This window comes from Phenylobacterium sp. (assembly GCF_024508875.1).
Taxonomy (GTDB): Bacteria; Pseudomonadota; Alphaproteobacteria; order Caulobacterales; family Caulobacteraceae; genus Phenylobacterium.
On record NZ_JANINU010000120.1, the window covers coordinates 1 to 22,382 of the forward strand.

The 22,382-nt window shown below is 70.0% G+C and carries 22 protein-coding genes; 15 read left to right on the top strand and 7 right to left on the bottom strand.

What is annotated here, in order from left to right; all coding sequences use genetic code 11:
- The 6 genes from Q0L11_RS10220 to Q0L11_RS10245 form a co-directional block, all read left to right on the top strand.
- Positions 1 to 482: acyl-CoA dehydrogenase family protein (locus tag Q0L11_RS10220; RefSeq protein WP_296597081.1), on the top strand; the 482-nt coding region annotated here is incomplete at its 5' end.
- A 43-nt stretch (positions 483 to 525) separates the two neighbouring features.
- Positions 526 to 1,734, top strand: coding sequence for an acyl-CoA dehydrogenase family protein (locus Q0L11_RS10225; RefSeq protein ID WP_296597083.1), 1,209 nt, complete (start codon positions 526 to 528; stop codon positions 1,732 to 1,734).
- Between the two features lie 108 nt (positions 1,735 to 1,842).
- Positions 1,843 to 4,818, top strand: coding sequence for a TonB-dependent receptor (locus Q0L11_RS10230; protein WP_296597085.1), 2,976 nt, complete (start codon positions 1,843 to 1,845; stop codon positions 4,816 to 4,818).
- 128 nt (positions 4,819 to 4,946) lie between these two features.
- Positions 4,947 to 6,146 carry an acyl-CoA dehydrogenase family protein gene (locus Q0L11_RS10235; protein WP_296597086.1) on the top strand — a complete coding sequence of 400 codons (1,200 nt, stop codon included), beginning with the start codon at positions 4,947 to 4,949 and terminating at the stop codon, positions 6,144 to 6,146.
- 153 nt (positions 6,147 to 6,299) lie between these two features.
- Positions 6,300 to 7,502: an acyl-CoA dehydrogenase family protein gene (locus tag Q0L11_RS10240; protein WP_296597087.1), complete on the top strand. Its 1,203-nt coding sequence runs from the start codon at positions 6,300 to 6,302 to the stop codon at positions 7,500 to 7,502.
- A gap of 72 nt (positions 7,503 to 7,574) precedes the next feature.
- Positions 7,575 to 8,663: an acyl-CoA dehydrogenase family protein gene (locus Q0L11_RS10245; protein WP_296597088.1), complete on the top strand. Its 1,089-nt coding sequence runs from the start codon at positions 7,575 to 7,577 to the stop codon at positions 8,661 to 8,663.
- A 93-nt stretch (positions 8,664 to 8,756) separates the two neighbouring features.
- On the opposite strand, the gene Q0L11_RS10250 is transcribed toward Q0L11_RS10245, so the two are convergent.
- Together Q0L11_RS10250 and Q0L11_RS10255 are read right to left on the bottom strand one after the other, a co-directional pair.
- Positions 8,757 to 10,118, bottom strand: a complete 1,362-nt coding sequence (locus tag Q0L11_RS10250) for an MFS transporter (protein ID WP_296597090.1) — start codon at positions 10,116 to 10,118, stop codon at positions 8,757 to 8,759.
- On the bottom strand, positions 10,115 to 10,651 hold the full coding sequence (locus Q0L11_RS10255; protein WP_296597091.1) for a hypothetical protein: 537 nt from the start codon (positions 10,649 to 10,651) through the stop codon (positions 10,115 to 10,117). Before Q0L11_RS10255 ends, Q0L11_RS10250 begins: the two co-directional genes overlap by 4 nt.
- Before the next feature lie 119 nt (positions 10,652 to 10,770).
- Between Q0L11_RS10255 and Q0L11_RS10260 the strand changes: the two genes are divergently transcribed.
- From Q0L11_RS10260 to Q0L11_RS10270, 3 genes are all read left to right on the top strand, one after another.
- Positions 10,771 to 11,673: a LysR family transcriptional regulator gene (locus tag Q0L11_RS10260; RefSeq protein ID WP_296597093.1), complete on the top strand. Its 903-nt coding sequence runs from the start codon at positions 10,771 to 10,773 to the stop codon at positions 11,671 to 11,673.
- Positions 11,674 to 11,833: 160 nt separating this feature from the next.
- Positions 11,834 to 14,365, top strand: coding sequence for a TonB-dependent receptor (locus tag Q0L11_RS10265; protein WP_296597095.1), 2,532 nt, complete (start codon positions 11,834 to 11,836; stop codon positions 14,363 to 14,365).
- Positions 14,366 to 14,494: 129 nt separating this feature from the next.
- On the top strand, positions 14,495 to 15,367 hold the full coding sequence (locus tag Q0L11_RS10270) for a hypothetical protein (protein WP_296597097.1): 873 nt from the start codon (positions 14,495 to 14,497) through the stop codon (positions 15,365 to 15,367).
- Between the two features lie 32 nt (positions 15,368 to 15,399).
- On the opposite strand, the gene Q0L11_RS10275 is transcribed toward Q0L11_RS10270, so the two are convergent.
- On the bottom strand, positions 15,400 to 15,819 hold the full coding sequence (locus Q0L11_RS10275) for a hypothetical protein (protein ID WP_296597098.1): 420 nt from the start codon (positions 15,817 to 15,819) through the stop codon (positions 15,400 to 15,402).
- 162 nt (positions 15,820 to 15,981) lie between these two features.
- Between Q0L11_RS10275 and Q0L11_RS10280 the strand changes: the two genes are divergently transcribed.
- The 5 genes from Q0L11_RS10280 (at position 15,982) to Q0L11_RS10300 (ending at position 20,635) form a co-directional block, all read left to right on the top strand.
- Positions 15,982 to 17,271 carry an SPOR domain-containing protein gene (locus Q0L11_RS10280; protein ID WP_296597099.1) on the top strand — a complete coding sequence of 430 codons (1,290 nt, stop codon included), beginning with the start codon at positions 15,982 to 15,984 and terminating at the stop codon, positions 17,269 to 17,271.
- 386 nt (positions 17,272 to 17,657) lie between these two features.
- Positions 17,658 to 19,319, top strand: a complete 1,662-nt coding sequence (locus tag Q0L11_RS10285) for an amidohydrolase family protein (protein ID WP_296597100.1) — start codon at positions 17,658 to 17,660, stop codon at positions 19,317 to 19,319.
- 12 nt (positions 19,320 to 19,331) lie between these two features.
- The gene (locus Q0L11_RS10290; protein WP_296597101.1) at positions 19,332 to 20,012 is read left to right on the top strand and encodes a heme-binding beta-barrel domain-containing protein; all 681 of its coding nucleotides are present in this window, start codon (positions 19,332 to 19,334) and stop codon (positions 20,010 to 20,012) included.
- A gap of 50 nt (positions 20,013 to 20,062) precedes the next feature.
- Entirely contained in the window at positions 20,063 to 20,374 is a 312-nt protein-coding gene (locus tag Q0L11_RS10295; RefSeq protein ID WP_296597102.1) for a UBP-type zinc finger domain-containing protein, read from the top strand.
- A 21-nt stretch (positions 20,375 to 20,395) separates the two neighbouring features.
- Complete coding sequence (locus Q0L11_RS10300; RefSeq protein WP_296597103.1) at positions 20,396 to 20,635, top strand: DUF2188 domain-containing protein; 240 nt, start codon at positions 20,396 to 20,398, stop codon at positions 20,633 to 20,635.
- On the opposite strand, the gene Q0L11_RS10305 is transcribed toward Q0L11_RS10300, so the two are convergent.
- From Q0L11_RS10305 to Q0L11_RS10315, 3 genes are all read right to left on the bottom strand, one after another.
- Positions 20,632 to 20,913, bottom strand: a complete 282-nt coding sequence (locus tag Q0L11_RS10305; RefSeq protein ID WP_296597104.1) for a DUF2277 domain-containing protein — start codon at positions 20,911 to 20,913, stop codon at positions 20,632 to 20,634. The two genes, Q0L11_RS10300 and Q0L11_RS10305, sit on opposite strands and share 4 nt — an antisense overlap.
- A gap of 68 nt (positions 20,914 to 20,981) precedes the next feature.
- Positions 20,982 to 21,233, bottom strand: a complete 252-nt coding sequence (locus Q0L11_RS10310) for a hypothetical protein (protein WP_296597106.1) — start codon at positions 21,231 to 21,233, stop codon at positions 20,982 to 20,984.
- Between the two features lie 37 nt (positions 21,234 to 21,270).
- Positions 21,271 to 21,582, bottom strand: a complete 312-nt coding sequence (locus tag Q0L11_RS10315; RefSeq protein WP_296597107.1) for a hypothetical protein — start codon at positions 21,580 to 21,582, stop codon at positions 21,271 to 21,273.
- Positions 21,583 to 21,668: 86 nt separating this feature from the next.
- Here Q0L11_RS10315 and Q0L11_RS10320 point away from each other — a divergent pair, with 86 nt between their 5' ends.
- The gene (locus Q0L11_RS10320) at positions 21,669 to 22,058 is read left to right on the top strand and encodes a hypothetical protein (protein WP_296597109.1); all 390 of its coding nucleotides are present in this window, start codon (positions 21,669 to 21,671) and stop codon (positions 22,056 to 22,058) included.
- Between the two features lie 6 nt (positions 22,059 to 22,064).
- Here Q0L11_RS10320 and Q0L11_RS10325 read toward each other — a convergent pair whose 3' ends face one another.
- Entirely contained in the window at positions 22,065 to 22,370 is a 306-nt protein-coding gene (locus Q0L11_RS10325) for a hypothetical protein (protein ID WP_296597110.1), read from the bottom strand.
- Between the last annotated feature and the right edge of the window lie 12 nt (positions 22,371 to 22,382).

Here is a 22,382-nt window from a genome sequence, read left to right on the forward strand (position 1 = left end):
TCGCCAAGCGGCTGCTGCAGTACGAGCGCCAGAACATCTCGGCCGGCTTCGGCGAAGGCGGTTCGGCCGGCGGGGCGTCGGGCGACCTGGCGACGATCGCCAAACAGTACGCGGGCGACGGCGGCGAACTCAGCGACATCGAGCTGCGCAGCAAGATCACGCTGAACAAGATGAACTTCCAGGCGCTGCGCCAGACCATCGCGCGGTCGGCCGCCGAGTCGAAGGCCGGAAACGGCCCCTCGGCCACGACCTCGATCATCAAGTACGCCGCGGCCGAGTTCGCCAAGGAGCGGTCCGAGCTGATGATCGAGGCGCTGGGGCACCAGGGCCTGGGCTGGGAAGGCGCGGGTTACGAGAGCCCCGAGATCGTGGCCGTGCGCGGCTGGCTGCGGACCAAGGCCAATTCGATCGAGGGCGGCACGTCGGAAGTGAACCTGAACGTGATCGCCAAGCGGGTGCTGGGCTTGCCTGACCCGAAGTAAGACGGGCGCAAATCAGGAAAACCTGAGGCGAGGAGGAACGGCCATGGCGGACTTCGGCGGCGAGATCGAAACCTTCCGGTCCGAGGTCCGGGATTGGCTGGAGGCCAATTTTCCGAAGGCGCTGGCGCACGACACGGCGACCCAGCTCGCCAAGCTGAACGCGAAGCCCGAGACGGCCGAGGCGAAGGCCTGGCGCCTGGCCCTCGGCGCCAAGGGCTGGGGCGCGCCGCATTGGCCCAAGGACGTCGGCGGCGGCGGGCTGAACAAGGCCCAGATCGCGGTTCTCAACGAGGAGATGGCCAAGATCGGGGCCCGCAACCCGATCGGCGGCATGGGCATCGCGTTCTTCGGACCTACGCTGTTGGAATACGGCTCCGACGCCCTGAAGAAGGAGCACTTCCCCGGCATCGTGAACGGCGATGTCTGGTGGTGCCAAGGCTATTCCGAGCCCGGCGCCGGCTCCGACCTCGCGTCCCTGCAGACCTTCGCGGAGGACAAGGGCGACCACTACCTCGTCAACGGGTCGAAGATCTGGACGAGCGGCGCCCAGAACGCCGACCGCTGCTACTGTCTAGTCCGCACCGACAAGTCGAAGAAGCACGAGGGCATCTCGTTCCTGCTGATCGACATGAAGGCCCCGGGCGTCGAGGTGCGACCGATCCTGCTGATCAACGGGACCTCGCCCTTCTGCGAGACCTTCTTCACCAATGTGAAGGTGCCGAAGGACCAGTTGTTTGGGCCGCTGAACGGCGGGTGGACGGTGGCCAAGCGGCTGATGCAGTTCGAGCGCAGCTCGATCGCCGGCAGCCTGGGAGGCGGCAACATCGGCCAGACGGTGGCGATGCCGACGATCCCCGACGCGGCCAAGGCGAACATCGGCGTGGACGCCGAGGGCCGGCTGGACGACGCCGACCTGCGCCGCCGGATCACCGAGCACCTGATGGAGAACCAGGCCTTCCAGCTCACGATGAAGCGGGCGGCCGACGACGCGCGCGCCTCGAACGGGCCGTCGAACACCGCGGCGATCATGAAGTACGCCGGCGCCAAGATCGCCATGGAGCGCAACGAGCTGATGGTCGAGGCGTTCGGCCATCAGGGCCTGGGCTGGGGCGGCGACGGCTTCTCGGAACAGGAGCTGGCCTCGATGCGTACGATGCTGCGTTCAAAGGCCAATTCGATCGAGGGCGGCACATCCGAAATCAATCTCAACATCGTCGCCAAACGCGTGCTGGGATTGCCGGACCCGAAATAAAGTTTCGGCCGCGCCGCGAACGAAATGTTGCCGTAACGCCCGACCCTCAATTCCGCCGCGCCGGCGTGGAAAAGCTGGCCGCTGGGACGCTGTACTTCCGAGGGTTGGGTGACTGAGGACTTTTCGAACCTGCGGCCGGCGACGGCCGTGGCCGCGACGCTGCTGACGGCGCTGCTGGCGAGTGTGGCCGCGCCGGCCCTGGCCCAGGCGCCGACCGCCGCCCCGGCCGCCAGCCCGGCCAAGCCGGCCGCGGCGGCGACCCACACCGAAGACGAGGAGACCGACGACACGGTCTCGGAACTGGTGGTCGTCGGCACGCGCGAGCGGCCACAGCCCGGCGCCGTCGTGGGCGACATCCAGCCCGAGGTGCAGCTCAGCCCGGCGCAGATCCAGTCGTACGGCGTCAGCTCGGTCGCCGACCTGCTGGCGGAACTCAGCCCGCAGATCACCAGCAACCGCGGCCGCGGCGGCGAGGCGCCCGTGGTGTTGCTCAACGGGCGGCGCATCTCGGGATTCGCCGAGATCCGCGACATCCCCACCGAGGCGATCATCCGCGTCGACATCCTGCCCGAGGAGGCGGCGCTGGCTTACGGCTATTCGGCCGACCAGCGGGTGGTGAACTTCGTGCTGCGCCGCCGCTTCCGGGCGCTGACCACGGACGTGACGGGCTCGGCGCCCACGGCCGGTGGCCAGGCCAACGGGACGGCCGAGCTGAACCGCCTGGAGATCCGCGGCGACAACCGCATCAACCTGGTGCTGAAGGTCCAGGCGGCCTCGGCGATCACGGCCGACGAGCGCGACGTGGGCCAGGTCGCCGCCATCCAGCCCTACGACCTGACCGGCAACATCACAGGCGCGACGCGCGGCGGCGAGATCGACCCGGCGCTGAGCGCCATCGTCGGCCGGCCCGTGACGGTCGCCGGCCTGCCGGTCTCGGCGGTGAACGGCCAGGCGCTGACGCTCGCCGGCCTGACGCCCACCGCCGGGGTCGCCAACGTCAGCGACACCGACGCCTTCCGTACGCTGGTCCCCGAGACCAAGACGGTGACCGGCAACGCCGTGATCGCCCGCGCCCTGCCCCACGACTTCCGGGGCACGCTGACCGCCAACTTCAGCGCCAGCCGCAGCGAGTCGCTACGCGGCCTGCCCGGCGCCAGCCTAGTGATCCCGGACGCCGACCCCGCCTCGCCCTTCGGCACGGACGTCACCCTCAACCGCTACGTCACCGCGTTCGGCCCGCTGCGGCAGACGACCGAGAGCTGGAGCGGCCAGGTGGGCGGCTCGCTGAATAAGGACCTCGCCAAGTGGCGGCTGTCGCTGACTGGCGCCTACGACCACTCGGACTCGTTCACCGTCAGCGACGTGGGGGTGGATATCAGCGCGCTGCAGGCGGCGGAGAACGCCGGGACGCTGGGCTCGCCGTTCGCGCCGTGGGCGCCGGCCCTGCTGGCAGAGCGCGCCGGCAACAAGGCGCGCTCGATCAGCGACGGCTTCAACATCCAGGCGGTGGCCAACGGCCCGGCGTTCGACATGCCGGCTGGTCCGGTGCGCACCTCGTTCAAGGTGGGCGAGGCGGCGAGCTGGCTATCGTCGGACACGCTGCGTTCCGGTGTCGAGCGCGACGCCGACCTGTCGCGCAACACCCTGTCGGCGCAGGGCAGCGTCGACGTGCCGCTGGCGAGCCGGAAGAAGGATTTCCTGCCGTTCCTGGGCGAACTGTCGGTCAACGCCAACGCCGCCGTGAACGACCTCTCGGACTTCGGGACCCTGACCACGCTCGGCGTCGGCATGAACTGGCGGCCGATCACCGGCCTCAGCCTGATCGTGTCGCACACCCGCGATGAGGGCGCGCCGACCATGAGCCAGGTGGGCGGCCCGCAGGTGGTGACCGAGGCCGCGCGAATCTTCGACTACGCCACGGGCCGGACCGTGGAGGTGCGCCGCATCGACGGCGGCAACGCCGCGCTCACCGGCGACGAGCGCAACGTGACCAAGCTGGGCCTGACCTGGAAGCCGATCTCCAGCCAGGACCTGACCTTCAGCGCCAACTACGTGAAGAGCCGGATCGAGAACCCCATCGCCACGTTCCCGGCGGCCACCGCCGAGATCGAGGCCGCCTTCCCCGACCGCTTCACCCGCAACGCGGCGGGCGACCTGGTCCAGATCGACTACCGGCCGGTGAACTTCGCCCAGACGAAGAGCGAGAGCCTGCGCTGGGGCTTCAACTATTCGCGCCCGTGGGGCCCGCAGCCGCAGCCGCGGCGCTTCGGCCAAGGCGGCCCTGGCGGCTTCGGCCCCGGGGCGCCGGGCGCGGGCCAGGGGCAAGGGCAGCGACAGGGACAGTCGGCCCAGGGCCAAACCACCCAGGGTCAGCGCCAGGGCGTGGCGGGCCAGTCCGCGCCGGGCGAACGTCCGGAAGGCAGCGCGCCGGACACGACGGCGCCCAGCGCGCCGCCCGGCAGCGAAACCCGTACGGGCGACACCCAGCAGGCGCAGGGCGGCTTCGGCCCGCCCGGCGGCGGCTTCGGCGGCCCTGGCGGCGGACCGCCCGGCGGCTTCCGCGGCGGGTTCGGCCCCGGCGGCCCCGGCGGCCTGGGTGGGCGGATCCAGTTCGCCGTCTATCACACGATCCATTTCCAGGATGAGATCCTGGTCCGCGATGGCGGGCCGGTCTTCGACCTGCTGCACGGCTCTGCCGCCGGTAGCGGCGGCGGCCAGCCGCGGCACGAGGTGCAGGCCCAGGCGGGCATCTCGCGCAACGGTCTAGGCGCGCGGATCAGCGCCAACTGGCAGAGCGCCACCACTGTAGACGCGCCGGCCTCTTCGCCCACCGGGGATCTGCATTTCGGCAGCCTGGCGACCGTGGACCTGCGGCTGTTCGCGAACCTGGGCGCCAACCGCGAACTGGTGGCCAAGCAACCGTTCTTCCGCGGCTCGCGCCTGACGCTGTCGGTGACCAACCTGTTCGACGAGAAGCAGGACGTGACCGACGTGACGGGGCGCACGCCGGCAGGCTACCTGCCCGACGAGCTGAACCCCACGGGCCGGGTCGTCAGCCTGAGCTTCCGCAAGCTGTTCTTCTGACCGTTCGCCTCCTCTCCCCGAGGCGCAGCCCGGGGGGAGAGGAGGCGTTTGAACACCTGTTTGGACAGACTCCCCGCCTCCGCGGACCGGTGCTAGGGTAGAAAAAACGGTATCCAAGGGAGGATGAGATGGCGGATTTCGGTGGCGCCGACGTGGACGCCTTCCGGGCCGAGGCGCGCGCCTGGCTCGAAGCGAACCTACCCCAGTCGATACGCGGCGACGTGAACGCGCCGCTGCGTTTCCAGGGCGCCGAGAAGCCTGCGGGCGACCATCTCCTCTGGAAGCAGCGCATGGGCGAGAAGGGCTGGGGCGTTCCCACCTGGCCCAAGGCCTATGGCGGCGGCGGACTATCGGCGGCCGAGGCGCGGGTGCTGAACCAGGAGATGGAGCGGATCGGCGCCTACAACCCGATCATGGGCATGGGCGTGTCGATGTTCGGCCCCACATTGCTGGAATACGGCACCGAAGAGCAGAAGAAGCGCCACATCCCGCCGATCGTGAAGGGCGAGCTGCGCTGGTGCCAAGGCTATTCCGAGCCGGGCGCCGGGTCCGACCTGGCCAGCCTGACGACCAAATGCGAGGACGCCGGCGACCACTGGAAGATCAACGGCCAGAAGATCTGGACCAGCGGCGCGCAGTGGGCGGACTGGTGCTTCTGCCTGGTGCGAACGGACACCACCAAGAAGCATGAAGGCATCAGCTTCGTCCTGATCAACATGCATCAGCCCGGCGTGGAGACGCGGCCGATCAAGCTGATCGCCGGGTCGTCGCCGTTCTGCGAGACGTTCTTCACCGACGCGCGCGCAGAGAAGGACGACATGGTCGGGCCGTTGAACGGCGGCTGGACGGTGGGCAAGCGCCTGCTGCAGCATGAGCGTTCGGGCCAGGGCGGCGGGCGAATGACCGGCGGCGCCGACATCGCCGACATCGCCAAGAAATACCTCGGCGTCGACGATCAGGGCCGTATCGCCGACACCGACCTGCGCACGCGGGTGGTGAAGAACAAGATGGACGCCCGCGCTCACGCCCTGACCATCGAGCGGGCCCGGGCGGAGTCGAAGGGCAACGTGAACCCCTCGGCCACCACGTCGGTGATGAAGAACTCCGGCACCTGGATCGGCCAGGAGCGCGCCGAACTGTTGATCGAGATCATGGGCAGCCAGGGCCTGGGCTGGGAAGGCGAAGCCTTCGGCAAGGACGAGCTGGAGGCCGTGCGCTCGTGGCTGTCGGGCAAGGCGTGGACCATTTTCGGCGGCAGCCAGGAGGTGCAGTCGAACATCGTCAGCAAGCGCATTCTGGGCCTGCCCGACACGACGGCTTCGAGCTAAGGTCTCAACTCCAACTTCGTCATTGGCCGGCCTTGTGCCGGCCATCCGGACACGCCGACTTTCGGGAATTTGCCTGAGCGGTCGGCGCATCTGGATCCCCGGGACAAGCCCGGAGATGGCGAGCAAGATTTAAGAACGAGGAATTTTCGAGAAATGGCGGATTTTGGTGGGACCGATCTGGATGCCTTCCGGAAAGAGGTCCGAGACTGGGTCGAGGCGAATTTCCCCGCTTCGCTGAAGGGCAAGCCCAACCCGATGGCGCGCGAGGAGCGCGGCAACGATCCGACGCCCGAACAGGAAGCCTGGCGCAAGGCGGTGGGGTCGAAGGGCTGGGGCACGCCCACCTGGCCGAAGGAATACGGCGGCGGCGGCCTGTCCGGGGCCGAGGCGCGCATCGTGCAGGGCGAGTTCGCCCGCGCCGGCGCCTACAACCCCATCGGCGGCATGGGCGTGATGATGTTCGGCCCGACGCTGCTGGAATACGGCACCGAGGCGCAGAAGCAGGAGCACATCCCGCCGATCTGCCGCGGCGACCTGCAGTGGTGCCAGGGCTTCAGCGAGCCGAACGCCGGGTCCGACCTCGCGTCTCTTCAGACCAAGGCCGAAGACAAGGGCGACCACTTCATCATCAACGGCAGCAAGGTGTGGACCAGCGGCGGTCAGTTCGCCGACTGGATGTTCTGCCTGGTGCGCACCGACCCCGCGAAGAAGCATGAGGGCATCAGCTTCGTCCTCTTCTCGATGCACCAGCCCGGCGTCGAGGTGCGGCCGATCCCGCTCATCAACGGCATGGCGCCCTTCTGCGAGACCTTCTTCACCGACGCGCGCGCCGAGAAGAAGGACCTGGTCGGCCCGCTGAACGGCGGCTGGACCATCGCCAAGCGCCTGCTGCAGCACGAGCGCAGCGGCATCTCCGGCATGGGCGGCGGCATGGGCGGCTCGTCGCTGTCGGACCTGGCCAAGAAATACGTCGGCGTCGACGAAGAAGGCCGCATCGCCGACCACGACCTGCGCAATCGGGTCGTGCGCAACGCGATGGAGACCAAGGTCTTCCAGCAGACCGCCTTCCGCGTGATGGCTGAGTCCAAGGGCAATTCCGGCCCCTCGGCGGCTACCTCGATCATGAAGAACGCCGGCACCTGGATCGCCCAGGAGCGCCACGAGCTGACCCTCGAGATCATGGGTCACCAGGGCCTGGGCTGGGAGGGCGACGACTTCGCCAAGGACGAGCTCGAGATCGTCCGCGCCTGGCTCTACGGCAAGGCCTTCACGATCTTCGGCGGCTCCCAGGAGGTGCAGTCGAACATCGTCAGCAAGCGCATCCTGGGCTTGCCTGACCTTACGCAAGCGCAGTGAGGATGCGGACCTGACGGGTCCGCACCCCCATCGATCATTTGAGACAACGAACGAATTTCACGAGGAACTAAGATGGCCGTTCTGACCGAAGAACAGAGCATGCTGCGAGACTCGGCCAAGAGCTGGGTGCAGGAAAAGAGCCCCGTCGGCGCCTTCCGCAAGATGCGCGACAGCGGCGCCGAGCTTGGCTACGACGTCGCCGCCTGGAACGAGATGGCCGAGATGGGCTGGGCCGGGGTGATCATCCCGGAAGAGTTCGGCGGGTCGAACTTCGGCTACCTGAGCCTGGGCCTGGTGCTCGAGGAACTGGGCCGCACCCTGACCGCCTCGCCGCTGATCGCCTCGGGCCTGGGCGCCGCCTCGGCCCTGATCCTGGGCGGCTCGGACGCGCAGAAGTCCGAGTGGCTCCCGAAGCTGGCCGACGGCTCGGCCGTGGGCGCGCTGGCGGTCGACGAGGGCCCGCATCACCGGCCCGAGAAGGTCGCGGCCACGGTGTCGGGCGGCAAGCTGACCGGTAAGAAGACCTTCGTGCTGGAAGGCATGGCCGCCGACGTGTTCGTGGTCTCGGCCACGGAGGGCGGCAAGGTCGAGCTCTACCTGGTGAAGGCCGACGACGCCGGCGTGAAGCGCAGCAAGCTGAGCCTGGCCGATAGCCGCGGCGCGGCGAACGTCGAGTTCAGCGGGGCCGCGGCCGAGAAGCTGAACGGCGGCGCGGCGCTGCTGGAAAAGGTCCTGGACCGCGTTCGCGCCGGGCTGGCCGCCGAGATGCTGGGCGCCGCCAACCAGGCGTTCGAAGTCACGCTGGAATACCTCAAGACCCGCGTGCAGTTCGGCCAGGTGATCGGCAGCTTCCAAGCCCTGCAGCACCGCGCGGCCAAGATGTTCACCGAGCTGGAACTGAGCCGCTCGGCGGTGGAGGCGGCCCTGGCGGCCATCGACGCCGACTCGCCGGACGTGCCGGAGCTGGTCAGCCTGGCGAAGGCCAAGATGGGCGACACCTTCCACCTGGTGTCGAACGAGATGGTCCAGATGCACGGCGGCATCGGCATGACCGACGCCCACGACGCCGGCTTCTACCTGAAGCGCGCCCGCGCGGCCGAGGCGGCCTTCGGCAACCAGGCGTTCCACCGCGACCGCTACGCGCGGATCCAGGGGTACTGATCGGTCGCTGACCGTTCAGGACTGAAATGACGCAAGCCCCGTCGGTCGCATGGCCGGCGGGGCTTTTGCTTGGCTGGCGCGGCGCGGACGGCTTTAGGCTTGGAGCCGCAGGAGGCTGACCAGGCCACCCGTCAGGGCCGCCGCCGCGGCGAGGCCCAGCGCGACCGGCAGGGCGCTCTCCAGCGGCGCGCCGGCGAACAGCAGCGCGGTCGCCAGCGCGCCGAGCGTCTGGCCAGACACGCGGGCCGTGCCCTGCATCCCGCCGGTCGCGCCGGCGCGCTCGGCGGGGGCGGCGAGGAACATGTTGCGGTTGTTGGGCGACTGGAAGAGGCCGAAGCCCAGGCCGCCCAGCGCGATCCAGGGCGTCAGCAGCTCGGGTCGGCTCGCGCCCGCCAGCACCGCGCATCCGGCAAGGCCCACGCACAGCGCCGCCGCCCCCAGGGCGCAGATCCAGGCGGTAGGCAGGCGGTCGGCGAGGCGGCCCACCACCGCCGCCGCGAGCGCGACGGACAGCGGCCAGAGCGTGACGCAGAGCCCCGCCGACAGCGGCGTCAGGCCCATCCGCCGCTGGAGGAGGAACGGCAGCGCCAGGAGGCCGGCGGTCTGCGCCGTGAAGCAGCAGACCGAGGCGATCACCGACAGGCGGAACGCGGCGCGGCGCAGGAGGTCCAGCGGCAGGAGCGGCGCGGCCTTCGGCGCCTCGCGCCGCGCAAAGACGGCGAAGGCCGCGACGGAAAGCGCCAGCAGGCCTGCCGCCCGCCCGGGATGGCTCGCCAGCGCCTGGGCGGCCAGGATGAAGGCGGCGAACGTCAGCCCGTTCAGGCCGATGCTGACGAAGTCCAGCGGCGCGGGGCGGCGGGGTGCGTCCGGCAGGGCGTGCGCCCCCAGCAGGGCGAGGGCGGCGACCGGCAGGTTCAGGGCGAAGAGACCGCGCCAGTCGGCGAGCGCGAGCACCAGGGCCCCGACGCTGGGCGCAGCGGCCGAGGCCAGGGCGACGGTGAGCGCGTTCCAGCCGATGGCGGCGCCGAGTTGCGCCTTCGGCACGGTGAAGCGCAGCAAGGCCACGCCCAGCCCCATGATCCCCGCGCCGGCGATTCCCTGGACAAAGCGGGCTGCCGCCAGCCAGGGAAGGCCCGGCGCGACCGCGGCCGAGGCGGAGGCCAACGCGAACAGGACGAGGCTGAGCCAGAAGACCCGCCGGTGGCCGAACCGCTCGCCCACGGCGCCCATCGGCAGCAGGGCCATGATCAGGCCGGCCTGGTAGGCGGTCACCACCAGGATCGCCGACGCCGGGGTCACGGAGAACGCGCGCGCGAGGTTGGGCAGGGCCGCGGTGGTCATGCCGGCGTCGAGGACGGCCAGGGTCATGGACGCGAGGACCGTCGCGATCGCCGCGGCGCGGCGGCGGCCGGCAAGCGGGCCGGAGCCCGTCTCGACCAGGAGGGCGGCGGTCACGCGGCCGGCCTCCAGACGCCGCCCCGATCGACATAGCGCGTCATCCGGCGCTCGACCTTGTCCTCCACCCGCAGGTCGCGCTCGGTGAAGCGGAAGAGCAGCGCGGTGTCGCTCAGGCAACGCGTGTCGTGGATGTCGCCCGGCAGGTAGGCCAGCGCCAGGCCGGGCCGCAGAACGGTGGCGTCGCGGCGGACCAGCCGCGCGCCGTCGGGCCCGTCGATACGAGCGTAGGTGCGGATCTCGATCTCGCCGCTCTGGACCGCATAGACGACCCAGGCGCGGCCATGGTCGTGCGGAGGGCGGAGGAGGCCGGCCTGTTCCGTGTGGGCCATAAGGACGAAGCCGTGGTCGGGGTCGCGGCAGAGCTCGCGGCCCGCGGGGGCGTCGCGGCGCAGGTCGGCCAGCCAGGGTTCGTCGGGGGAAGCGGCGGTCAGCCGGGCGAGCCGTCCGCAGGCCTCGGCGACGAGTTCGCTCGTCAGCGGCCCCCAGGCGGCGGCAAGGCCGGAGGCAAAGGTCTGAAGGGCGTCGGTCATCGCAGGTCCTCCTGGGTGCGGAGGCAAGCTAGGCCGGCGGCATTCATGGCGGAACGCGCACGGTTTGCAGGTTATCGTTGCGTTTGGCGCTATATATCCACGCCGAAGAAGAGCGCCGCATGTCCACGCCCGATCTGAACCTGCTCGTGACCCTGGACGTGCTGCTGGAGGAAGGCAGCGTCGCCGGCGCCGCGCGACGGCTGCGGCTCAGCCCGTCGGCGATGAGCCGCGCCCTGGCCCGCCTGCGCGAGGTCACCGGCGATCCGCTGCTGGTCCGCGCCGGCCGCGGGCTGACCCCGACCCCACGGGCCGACGCCTTGCGGGCCGAGGTCCGCGACTTGGTGCAGGGCGCCCAGGCCGTGCTGCGGCCCGCCGAGCGGACGGACCCGGCCACGCTGGTCCGGGCGTTCACGCTGCGCGCCAGCGACGGCTTCGTGGAGAACTTCGGCCCCGGCCTCATCGCCCGCGTGCAGGCCGAGGCGCCGGGCGTGCGCCTCAACTTCCTGCAGAAGCCGGACAAGGACAGCGCGCCGCTGCGCGAGGGTCGGGTCGACCTGGAGACCGCGGTGGTCGATCACGCGGTGGGCCCCGAACTGCGGGCGCAGGCCCTGTTCCGCGACCGGCTGGTGGGGGCGGTGCGCCACGAACATCCGCTGGCGCGCGGGGAGGTCACCCTGGCCGGCTACCGCGCGGCGCGGCACGTGGTGGTCTCGCGAAGCGGCCTGGAGGACGAGGCGGTCGACCTGCCCTTCCTGCCGCCTGGGCTGGACCGGCGGATCGCCTGCGTGGTGGGCGGGTTCGCCGCCGCCCTCGCCCTGGCCCGGCGCGCGGACCTGGTGGCCACCGTCCCGATGCGCCACACGGCCGTGCTGCGCGAGGGCCTGGCGACGTTCGAGCTGCCGACCCCGCCGGCGCCCTTCACCATCTCCATGCTCTGGCACCCCCGCCTCGACGCCGACCCGGCCCACCGCTGGCTGCGCGGCCTGGTGCGGGAGGTGTGTGGGGAATTTGCACGGGCGTGAGGCGGTACAGATTCCAACGGGGCTGTCGTTGCGGTCAGTAAAGACTCGGTAAACAGGTAACCGATGGTTAACAACTTCGGAAAATGCCGATCTTTTAAACAAGCTGAAATCTAACCGCGCTTATATCGCCGACGGATACGGCACGCGCGCGGAGGATTCCATGCGGATATTGTATATTTCAGTCGCGTTCAGTCCGCTTCTATTTGCCACACCTGCACTTTCAAGCCCTGCTCCGACAATCGCCGGGCAAGTCGGCGCAAAGCAGACTGCGATCGACGAGCGGTCAGCCGCGGTCGCGAGCAACGCGGCCACGAGCGCACCGGCCAATCGCGAAGAGGTCTTTTCCACCGGCGTCGCCAAGGGTCGCGACCGGTTGGACAGCGCCACCTCGACCAGTGCGCTGCGGGAGAAGGACATCGAGGCGCTGGGCGCCCGCTCGCTGGGCGACCTTTTGCGCAACCTGCCGGGGATCCGCACCGAGTCGTCCACCGGCGACGGCAGCTCGGCCTACACGGTCCGCGGCCTGCCCCTGGCGTCCGGCGGATCGAAGTACATGCAGATCCAGGAGGACGGCCTGCCGGTCCTGGAGTTCGGCGACTTCTTCAACGGTGCGTCAGACATCTACATCCGCGCCGACTTCAACCTGTCGGCCGTGGAATCCATCCGCGGCGGCTCGTCCTCGACCTTCGCGTCGAACTCGCCTGCCGGCGTCATCAACCTGATCTCCAAGACCGGCGACGTGGCCGGCGGCGCGCTCCAGCTCACCAGCGGGCTCGACTACGACACGAAGCGCGTCGACTTCGACTACGGCGCGCCGATCAACGACGCGTGGCGCTTCCACGTGGGCGGCTTCTACCGGGTGGGCGAGGGCCCGCGCCGGGTGGGCTTCAACGCCTTCAAGGGCGGCCAATTCAAGTTCAACGTCACCCGCCAGTTCTCCAACGGCTACGTCCGGCTGTCGGGCAAGTACCTCGACGACCGCTCGCCGCACTACCTGCCCGGCCCGGTGAAGATCACCGGCACGAACGACCACCCGGTGTATTCCAGCTTCCAGAACTACGACGTCCGGCGCGACTCGATGATCTCGGGCAATCTGGGCAATCTCATCACGCTCGACGCGGACAACACGCCGGTCCAAATGCCGATCTCCCAGGGCATGAGCGCCAACGTGAAATCGATCGGCCTGGAATCGCAATTCGACACCCACGGCTGGACGATCACCGAGCGCGGCCGGTACTCGAAGATGCACGGGGGCACGACCCGAAACCTGGTCGCGAACATCTATTCGGGCAGCGCCCTGCCGGCGTCGCTGGGCGGCGGAGCGGGGACGTTCAGCTACGCCACCGGCCCGCGCGCGGGCCAGGTGATCACGAACCTCGGAACCATGAACGGCAACGGCCTGGTCGTCGCCAGCTCGCTGAACCGGATCGAGTCGCGCTCGCTGGACAACTTCATCAACGACCTGCGGGCCACCCGCGTCTTCCCGTTGGGCGAGGCCGAGTTGACCGCGACCGGCGGGGTCTACAAGTCGCTGCAGGACTACACGAGCGACTGGCTCTACAGTAACCACCTGCAGGATGTGGCCGGCGACGGCGCCTCGGCGCTGATCAACTACACCAACGCTGCCGGCGTCCCACAGACGCAGGGGGGCTACCTGGGCTTCAACCGCTCGGGGAACACGGCGTTTTTCCGCCGCAGCTACGACGTCCGCTACAACATCACGGCGCCCTACGCGTCGCTCAACTATCGCCTCGGCAAGATCGCGGTGGGGGGCAGCGTCCGCTACGACTTCGGCAAGGTGAACGGCCAACTGTACGGCGCGGATCTGGGCGACGGGCGGATCGGAATCAAGTCGGTAGACTTCAACGGCAACGGCGTCATCTCGGTCGCGGAATCGAAGACGGCCTTCACGCCCTTCGACCGCCCGGCCCCCGTGGACTACGACTACGGCTATCTCAGCTATTCGGTGGGCGTGAACTACCGGGTTGCTGAATCGTTCGCGCTCTTCGCCCGCTATAGCCGCGGCGCGCGGGCGGGGGCCGACAAGCTGCTGTTCTCGAACAAGGTCAGCACTGTCGACGGCAGCCTGGTCAACAAGGCCGACGGGTACGACATCGTCAAACAGCTCGAAGGCGGGTTCAAGTATCGCGCCTCGGGTCTCACGGTGAACGTCACCGGCTTCTCCGCCGACACGGAAGACACCAACGTGCAGGCGGGCGCCATCACGACCGACCGGACCTACAAGGCCTATGGCGTCGAGGCCGAGGGCGCGTATCGGCATGGTCCGTTCAGCCTGCGGGCCGGCGTGACCTACACCCACGCCGAACTCGTCAACGACAAGCTGAATGCTGCGGTCGCCGGCAAGACGCCACGGCGGCAACCGGACTTCATCTTCCAGGCGACACCGCAGTTCGAAATCCGGCAGGTGACGGTCGGCGCCAACATCGTCGGCACGACCGATAGCTGGGTGCAGGACAACAACCTGATGAAGATGCCGGGCTACACGCTGGTCGGTGCGTTCGTGCAGTACCGCCCGACGGATCGCGTGGAGCTGATGCTCAACGTGGACAACCTGTTCGACAAGGTCGCCTTCATCGAGATCACCACGCCCTCGGTTCCGGCCAACGGCATCGGCCTGGGCCGCGCCGCCAACGGGCGCACGATCTCAATGTCCGCCCGCCTGAATTTCTGACCTGCCGACAACGCTGGGGCGCCTGAATCGCCGCCCGCAGCGAGAAGGGCGCGCCGCCCGAGGTGCGGCGGGCTTTTCCCGGGCGCGCGGGCGGGGCAGTTATGCGCCGGGCAGGAATCGGGGGCGCCGATGGACGGGAGCGTCGAGGGTCAGCAGGTTGCGGACGCGTCGGACGAACCGTTCCGGCCAGAGGCGTTCGCGGCGATCCGGGCGCATCCGGCTTTTCGCGAGGTGGTGACGCAGCTCGCCCGCGATCACCTGGCCGAGTACGGCGCGGCCTCACCCGCCGAGCGGTGGCTGACCAGCGACCTGGGGCGGGCGGCGCTGACGGGCGCGGCGTTCGCGCTCGAAGCGATAATGGGCGGCTTCACCACGGCGCAACTGGTCCAGGCGGCGCTGGCCAACCGAACGTGCAGCGAGGGGCGCGCACGGCTCTACCTGCGGCGGGCGCGCGCCAACGGCTTCCTGGACGTGGACGCGCGCGGCGTCCATCGGGCCTCCGAGCGGATGGACGGCGTGCTAAGGCGAGGCCTGGAGACGATGCTGCGGGCGACGGCGCGCTGCGACCCTCGACTGGAGCCCGCGCTGCAGCGGTTGGCGGACCGGAGCTTTCGCAGGGGTGTAGCCCTGCACTTGGGGCTAAACACAGCGGCGCGCCCGGACCTGTTCAACGGACCCGACAAGCCGGTGGTGCTGTTCCTTGGGCGCGACGGCGGCGCGCGGCTGCTGGAACAGTTGATCGTCGCCCAGCCGGCCGGAGGCGACCGCCTGCTGGAGAGCGCCCCCCTGTCGCAGCGCGCGCTCGCGCAGGGGGCGTTCGTGTCGCGCACCCACGTGGCCCGGCTGCTGGCCGACGGCGAAGCGCAGGGATTGCTACGGACGGACGGGCGTCGCCTGGTGGCTGCGCCCGCGCTTGCCGAGGACGTGGAGCGGCATTACGCGCTCGTCCTGGAAATGGCCCGGGTGTCGGCCCACGCCGCCCTCGCGGACGGCGGGGCCTGAGCGCGACCCGCCGTTAAGGCTCGAACCGGTCGCTACTTCATCTCGCGCAGGCAGACGAACTTGTCGGCGGTGAGATCGGAGCTGTCGCGGTATTCCTTTACGTAGGCGTCCCAGGCCGCGTCGCGCTTATCGGCGGGCACGCCGGGGGCGTCCATGTGGATCGAGGCGTATTCAGTTTCTGAAGCCGTCCAGCCCTCGCCGCGACTGCCGTTGATCACGGGCCCGACCAGCAGGCGGTTCTCCTTGAAGCCGTGCGAGCGGTACCAGGCGGCGTGATCCCGGGCGGCCTTCTCGTAAGTGGCCTTGGCGCCCGGCTTGACCGTGTTGAGCCGTACGACGACCAACTGGCCGCCCTTGCAGAGGTCGAGCGGCGAGGCCGCGCCGGCCGCTTGGGCGGCGCCGGCGGACAGGGCGAGGCAGGCGGCGACGGCCGCGGCGAGACGAACGAACATGGCGATGAGCCCCCGAATGGATGAAACCACCGCGAGGCTTCAGGCGCCGGGCCGCCCGGCGGAACTGCACATTTTTGCGGACGCCGCCGGTCCCAACGGGCTGCGAGCGCCGCCCCTGTGTGGTTAAGGTTGTCTTAGCGCTCCCGCTTCTAGACCAGGGCCATGGCGGACGCGCACGGTGAACGTTGGCGTAGGCTGGGCCGGGCGGTCCTGACAGCGGCGCTTGGGTGGTCGCTTGGCGGCGCGGCCCGCGCCGTCGAGATCGAAGACCTGACCGGTTGGCTGGCGCGCACGACGGATCTGCGGCCATCGCAGGTGGTCCTGATCGGGCCGGACAGCATCTACAGCCTCGAGCCCCTGGGCGCGCCCCTGCCCACCGGCGAGGTGATGGTGCTGGTGCGCACCGAGCCGCTGACCGACGACTGGCGCGCCCTTCATGGCTTTACGTCGTGGGACGCGAACCTGCTGATCGATTGTCCGCAGCGGCGCGTCCGCGTGATCCGCAGCGCGACCTACCCCCTTCGCAACCGCGCCGGAAAGCCCTCGCCGCAAGCCAGCGACGGGCAAGCTGTCAGTCCGCTCCGGAACGAGCCGGCGGCGCAACTGGTCGCCGCGGCTTGCGATGCCGACTACGTCTGGCCCTTGCGGAGCGGCAGGGCCCAGCGCGCATCGGCTCCCCAGGGCCCCGTCGCACCGCCGAAGACCACGCCGGTCGCGGAGGCGCCGACCCAGGCGATCCCGACGGAGGGCCCGCCGATGCGCTCCCGTCCGCCCCCGGCCGTCACCGCCTCTGCGCCGCTGGAGATCGTCTTGCCCACCGCGCCGATGGTCGTTGCCCAGGACAGCACGCCCAAGCCCTCGGGTTGGGCGCTGCAGCTTGCGCTTGGTCCCTCCCAGGACGGAGCGGATCGTGCGGTGAAGGCGGCGCGCAAGGCGCTCGGGCCCCCGGCGAAGCATCTGGTCGGCTGGACGTCTTCGAGCGCCGAGGGCGAGGTGCAGACGTACGCCGGCCTTCTCGGCGGATTCGGCACGTTCGTGGCGGCGAGCGCGGCCTGCGAGTCGCTGAAGCGCGCCGGACAAGACTGCGTGGTGCAAAAGGGAGCGCCCGCGCCCGAGGCCGGGATCACCCCGGAAGGACCGCCGTTGGCGACGCGCGCCCCGGAGCCCACGAGCCATGCGATCCAGGTCGCGCGCGGTCCGTCCGAGGACGGGGCGCGGCGCGCGCTGGCCAAGGCCCGCAAGGTGCTGGCGCCGCTGGCGCCCGACGTTCGCGACGCGCTGCCCACAAGCCGGATCCCGGGCGACCACATGCGGTTCGAAGCCCGGCTCGAAGGGTTCGCCACGGAGGCGGCGGCCCAGGACGCCTGCCGAAAGCTGACGAAGGCCGGGCAGGCCTGCTTCGTGCTCGCGCCGGCCGGCGTCGGGGGCGCCGAAGCCTCCGCCGACAGATAGCCTGCCCTCCGCCCAGCGCTGGACCGCTTGGCCGCGCGGGGAAGACCTTTCGTCGATGATGGACTGCCAGCGGGACGGCGGCGAGCCTCGTGCGGTAGCGCGGAGAAAACCTTTTGTAATCAAGTCGATTCGCCACACGCGGGAGGCGAATTTCCGACACAGAATGGGCAACGCCGTGCTTGCGTACGCTGTACGGCAGAGCTTCATGCCCGCGCTTGCCTCGCTGTGCTTCGACGCAGGCGCAGCCTCCGGCGCTGGGGAGCGTCGGAGGCATCCTGCGCCCGACCGGCGGGCGCTTTCCCATAGATCCAACGATCGCGACGTCCGCCAGTTGCGGCGAACTCCGGCGGCGCTATCGTCGCCCCCGGAGTTCGACGGGGGATATGATGGGGCGTTCGGCGGCGGCCGTGCGGCGGCTGGGAAGCCTGGCCTTTGCCTTGGCCATGGCGATCGGGACGGCGTTGGCGGCGACACAGCCCGCCCTGGCGCAGGCGCCGTCCGCCGCGCCGGTAGCCAAGCGGGTCATGCACCCGGCCCCACCACGCCGGACGAACGAAGGGCTGGGCCCCTATCGCAAGCTGGTGATCCGGGGCGTGACCCTGATCGACGGGACGGGCGCGCCGCCGCGCGGGCCGGTCGACATCGTCATCGAGGGCGACAAGATCACCGACGTGATCCAGGCGGGCTGGCCCGGCCTGCCGCTGAAGTCGAACCGCGCGCCGCTGGACGCCGACAAGGAGATCGACGCCACGGGCATGTACGCCCTGCCCGGCTTCGTCGACTTGCACGTCCACGGCGGCGACCCTGTGAAGTCGCCCGACCTGGAGTACGCCTACAAGCTGTGGCTGGCGCACGGGGTGACGACGGTGCGCGGCGTGAGCCTGGCGCCGCACGACATCGCGGTGTCGGAGAAGGCCCGCAGCGCCCGCGGCGAGATCGTCGCGCCGCGCATCTACAACTACCAGACCCTGGGCTCGGGCTGGAGCGGCGGGCGGATCGACGGGCCGGCCAAGGCGCGCGCCTGGGTGCAGTGGGCGGCGAAGAACGGCGTCGACGGCATCAAGTTCTTCGCCCTGATGGACGAGACGCCGGAGGTGATGACCGCGGCGATCGACGAGGCGAAGAAGCTGGGGCTGGGCACGGTGGCCCATATCTCGCCGCCCGGCGTGGCGGGGATGAACGCGCGGCAGATGGGCGACGCGGGGCTGGGGACCGTCACCCACTTCTACGGCCACTTCGAGTCGATGCTGAAAGCCGGCCGGCTGCAGAAATTCCCGAACGACTATAACTTCTACGACGAGGCCAAGCGGTTCGGCGAGGCGGCCGAGATCTGGGACGAGGTGGAGCCGGGCTCGCCGGAATGGGTGGCCTACCTGGAGGCGCAGAAGGCCCACCACGTCGACTTCGACCCGACGATGACGATCTACGCGGCGTCGCGCGACCTGATGCGGGCGAAGAACGCCGACTGGCATTCGATCTACACGCTGCCCAGCCTGCGGGATTATTTCGTCTCCACGCGCGACAACCACGGCAGCTATTTCTACGACTGGACCACCGGCAACGAGGTGGCCTGGCGCAACTTCTATGCGCGCTTCATGCGGCTGGTGAACGACTATAAGAACATGGGCGGGCGGGTGAGCACCGGGTCGGACTCGGGCTTCATCTGGAAGCTGTACGGCTTCGGCTACATCGAGGAGCTGGAGCTGTTGCAGGAGGCCGGGTTCACGCCGCTGGAGGTGATCCAGGCGGCGACCAGCAACGGCGCGCGGACGCTGGCCGATCCCAAGGGCGAGGTCCCCAGCTTCGGGATCGTTAAGCCGGGGATGAGCGCCGACCTGGTGATCGTGCCCGAAAACCCGCTAGCTAACTTCAAGACGCTTTACGGCACCGGCCACGAGCGGCTGAGCGCAGACAACAAGGTGGAGCGCGTGGGCGGGGTGAAGTGGACCGTGACCCGCGGCGTCGCCTATGACGCGCACGCCCTGCTGGCCGACGTGAAGGCCATGGTCGACAAGCAGAAGGCCGAGCGCGCGGCCACCGGCAAGTAGGACAGGACCCGGATGAACCCCTTTCCCGACGACATCTTCACCGAGCCGGAGGACGTCGATCCCGACACCCTGGCGAACCTGGGCCCGCTGACGCCGCTGGCGGGAATCTGGGAGGGGCTAAAGGGCATCGACCTGAATCCAAAGGCGGACGGTCCAGAACGGCGAGCCTATCTCGAACGCGTCGAGATGCAGCCGATCGACCCGCAGCCGAACGGGCCGCAACTGCTGTACGGCCTGCGCTATCACGTGCACATCGCCACGCCGGAGGAGGACACCACCTTCCACGACCAGATGGGCTACTGGCTGTGGGAGCCGGCGACGGGCCTCATCATGCAGACCCTGGCGATCCCGCGTGGGCAAACGGCGCTGGCAAAGGGCCAGGGACAGAAGGGCGACGGCAGAATCGTGGTGCGGGCCGAGCGCGGCACGCCGGGCTACGGTATCTGTTCGACCGACTTCCTGGAGTGGGCGTTCCGGACGGAGTCGTACGAGCTGGAGATCGTCTTCAATCCGGACGGAAGCTGGAGCTACACCTCCGACACCATGCTGGCCGTGCGCGGGCAGGAGGCGCTGTTCAAGCACCGCGACCGCAACACGCTGAGGAAGGTGGGCGAGGCCACGCCCAACCCGCTGGCCCGGATCGCCAAGGGCGAAGTGGCGTCGCACCTGGCGGCGCACGGGATCAGCGAGTAGCGCCGAGGCCGTTTACGCGCCATGGTGACGGCGAGGCTGGAGTGGACGCCATGGAAGACCTGCCCTGCCGGCACGCCCAGGCCATCGCCGACGTGACGCCGAGCGCGCGCGGCTGCGAGGAATGCCTCAAGATGGGGTCGCAGTGGGTGCATCTGCGGCTTTGCCGGACCTGCGGGCGCGTGGGCTGCTGCGACGACAGTCCGAACCGGCACGCGACAGCGCATTTCCACGCGACGGGGCATCCGGTGATCGAGGGCTACGACCCGCCCGAAGGCTGGGGCTGGTGCTATGTGGACGAGGTGGTGTTCGACCTGGGCGAGCGGCGGACGCCGCAGCTCGGGCCGATCCCACGGTTCTACTGACTGGATCGAGAGGAGCGCGGCATGAGCGAGGTCACCTACCACCTGGTCCAACACGACGGCGGCTGGGCCTACAAGGTCGGGGGCACCTTCTCGGAGACCTTCCCGAGCCGGCAGGCGGCGCATGATGCGGCGGTGCGGGCGGCCGGCGAGCAGCGCGTGCCAGGGGCGACCACGGGCATCGTCTACGAAGACGACCAGGGCCGCTGGCGCAGCGAAGTCGAAGAGGGCTCCGCGCGGCCCTATACGCGCGTCGACGACTAGGCGGGCGCCTTCGTCCCGAAGCGTTCGGCGTTTCGGGCGCGGGCCTTGGCGGCCTCGACGTCGCGGTCGCGAGGCGGGGCCTGGGTTTCAAGATCGTGCAGCAGGCGATGGCCGGCCAGGAACACCGCCTCGACCGCGGCGTCGAAGGCGGCCTTGTTGGCCCTGGACGGCGTGTTGAACCCAGACAGCTTGCGCACGAACTGGAGAGCTGCGGCGCGCACCTCCTCGTCGGTGGCGGCGGGGTCGAAGTTGAACAGCGTCTTGATGTTGCGGCACATGGCGAACCTCCGGCGTAACCTCCAACATGGCGCGCGGACGCCGGCTGGCAAGCGTGAGCGTGCGCCGGCTACTTCGGCGCGGGCAGGCCGCCCGGCGGCTCGGGCGCGGAGGGCGGCGGTTGGTCGACCGGCGGGGTGGACGGGATCGCCTCCGCGGCGCCGTAGGGATCGAGGGTGGCCGGTCTTGCCGAGGCCGTGGCGTCCGGCGACGCCGTGGCGCCGTCTGCGGCGCTGGGCGGAGGCTCAGCCGTGCGGGGCTTGCCGCATCCGCTGACGGACACCGCGTTGAGGATGACGGCCAAGGCGAAGAGGCTCTTCATGACGTCCCCTCCGCCAAGGCAACGGCGGCCGCCGGGGCTAGTTCCGGTAGACGTTGGTCAGGCGGCGCACCTCGCCGGGCGTGAGGCCGGGCGGCCAGGCAAGCTCGGCCCGCCACTTCACGTGCGAGCAGGTCGGGCAGTTCCAGGCGACGTAGCGGGCGAGGCGCTGGATCGGCGTGGCATGGCCGCCCCGGCGCAGCTCCTGCAGGCGGGCGATGACGCGCTCGGGATTGTAGTCCTTGGACCAGGAGCAGAGCGCGCAGGTGATCAGGAAGCGGCAGCCCGGATAACGGCGGAAGTCGCCCATGGAAGCTTCGGGACCCAGCGGTATGCGCTTCATCGGGGTCATGGATTTCATTCGCGAACAAAAACAGAACAAATCGGGCTTGGGAACCACCCGGCGGTTGCGGCATGATCGCCCAAGGAGGTGTTGTGATGGCGCTGTTGCGGACAATCGGATGGAGCCTGGCGGCGCTGGCGCTCGCGGCGTGCGAGCCGGCGAAGACCACGCGCCAGCCCGAGCCGCGGCCCGAGGCCGCGCCGGCGGAGGTGCGGTACCCGCCGGGCGGACCGCCCCCGGGCGCGACGCCGAAGCAGGACGCCGAATTGCAGGTGGTCTTCCAATGGCCGCTATATCTGGCCCGCACCGGCCAGCGGGCGCGGGAGAGCGCGGTGGGCTATGTGCGCACCGACGGCTCTTCGGGCGGGGTGATCCTGATCAACGGCGACGGCGCGGTGATCCAGCCGATCCCGGGCACGCTGGGTCCCGACGCCGCGGAGCAGGCGCGGCGCTGGCTGACCGCGCGCGGCTGGCAGGTTCGCTGAAGCAGCCTATTTGGGCGGCGGGCTGAGCGGCTGCTCGGACTGCGCCGGGGACGTGGGGGGCGTCGGGTTGGTGGCCCCCATCGAGCCCGAAGGGTCGCCCGGCGTGGCGCCGGTGGTCGCGCCGGCCCCGGTCGGATTGGGATCGGCGACGCCCGTGGCCGCGCCGCCGGCGCCGGTGGTCGTCTGGGCGGGCGGCGTCGCACTCTCGGACGGCGCGGGCTCGGAAGCGTCGCCGGACGTCGCCTTGCCCTGGCACGCGCCCACGCTGAGCACGCCCGCCAGGACCGCGATGGGGATGAAGTGGCGGATCATACGGTGCTGAGT

Coding starts and splice junctions, on each gene's coding strand:
- Q0L11_RS10225 (WP_296597083.1), top strand. CDS start 526: ATGGCGGACTTCGGCGGCGAGATCGAAACCTTCCGGTCCGAGGTCCGG.
- Q0L11_RS10235 (WP_296597086.1), top strand. CDS start 4,947: ATGGCGGATTTCGGTGGCGCCGACGTGGACGCCTTCCGGGCCGAGGCG.
- Q0L11_RS10240 (WP_296597087.1), top strand. CDS start 6,300: ATGGCGGATTTTGGTGGGACCGATCTGGATGCCTTCCGGAAAGAGGTC.
- Q0L11_RS10245 (WP_296597088.1), top strand. CDS start 7,575: ATGGCCGTTCTGACCGAAGAACAGAGCATGCTGCGAGACTCGGCCAAG.
- Q0L11_RS10255 (WP_296597091.1), bottom strand. CDS start 10,651: ATGACCGACGCCCTTCAGACCTTTGCCTCCGGCCTTGCCGCCGCCTGG.
- Q0L11_RS10260 (WP_296597093.1), top strand. CDS start 10,771: ATGTCCACGCCCGATCTGAACCTGCTCGTGACCCTGGACGTGCTGCTG.
- Q0L11_RS10265 (WP_296597095.1), top strand. CDS start 11,834: ATGCGGATATTGTATATTTCAGTCGCGTTCAGTCCGCTTCTATTTGCC.
- Q0L11_RS10270 (WP_296597097.1), top strand. CDS start 14,495: ATGGACGGGAGCGTCGAGGGTCAGCAGGTTGCGGACGCGTCGGACGAA.
- Q0L11_RS10275 (WP_296597098.1), bottom strand. CDS start 15,819: ATGTTCGTTCGTCTCGCCGCGGCCGTCGCCGCCTGCCTCGCCCTGTCC.
- Q0L11_RS10280 (WP_296597099.1), top strand. CDS start 15,982: ATGGCGGACGCGCACGGTGAACGTTGGCGTAGGCTGGGCCGGGCGGTC.
- Q0L11_RS10285 (WP_296597100.1), top strand. CDS start 17,658: ATGGGGCGTTCGGCGGCGGCCGTGCGGCGGCTGGGAAGCCTGGCCTTT.
- Q0L11_RS10290 (WP_296597101.1), top strand. CDS start 19,332: ATGAACCCCTTTCCCGACGACATCTTCACCGAGCCGGAGGACGTCGAT.
- Q0L11_RS10295 (WP_296597102.1), top strand. CDS start 20,063: ATGGAAGACCTGCCCTGCCGGCACGCCCAGGCCATCGCCGACGTGACG.
- Q0L11_RS10300 (WP_296597103.1), top strand. CDS start 20,396: ATGAGCGAGGTCACCTACCACCTGGTCCAACACGACGGCGGCTGGGCC.
- Q0L11_RS10305 (WP_296597104.1), bottom strand. CDS start 20,913: ATGTGCCGCAACATCAAGACGCTGTTCAACTTCGACCCCGCCGCCACC.
- Q0L11_RS10310 (WP_296597106.1), bottom strand. CDS start 21,233: ATGAAGAGCCTCTTCGCCTTGGCCGTCATCCTCAACGCGGTGTCCGTC.
- Q0L11_RS10315 (WP_296597107.1), bottom strand. CDS start 21,582: ATGACCCCGATGAAGCGCATACCGCTGGGTCCCGAAGCTTCCATGGGC.
- Q0L11_RS10320 (WP_296597109.1), top strand. CDS start 21,669: ATGGCGCTGTTGCGGACAATCGGATGGAGCCTGGCGGCGCTGGCGCTC.
- Q0L11_RS10325 (WP_296597110.1), bottom strand. CDS start 22,370: ATGATCCGCCACTTCATCCCCATCGCGGTCCTGGCGGGCGTGCTCAGC.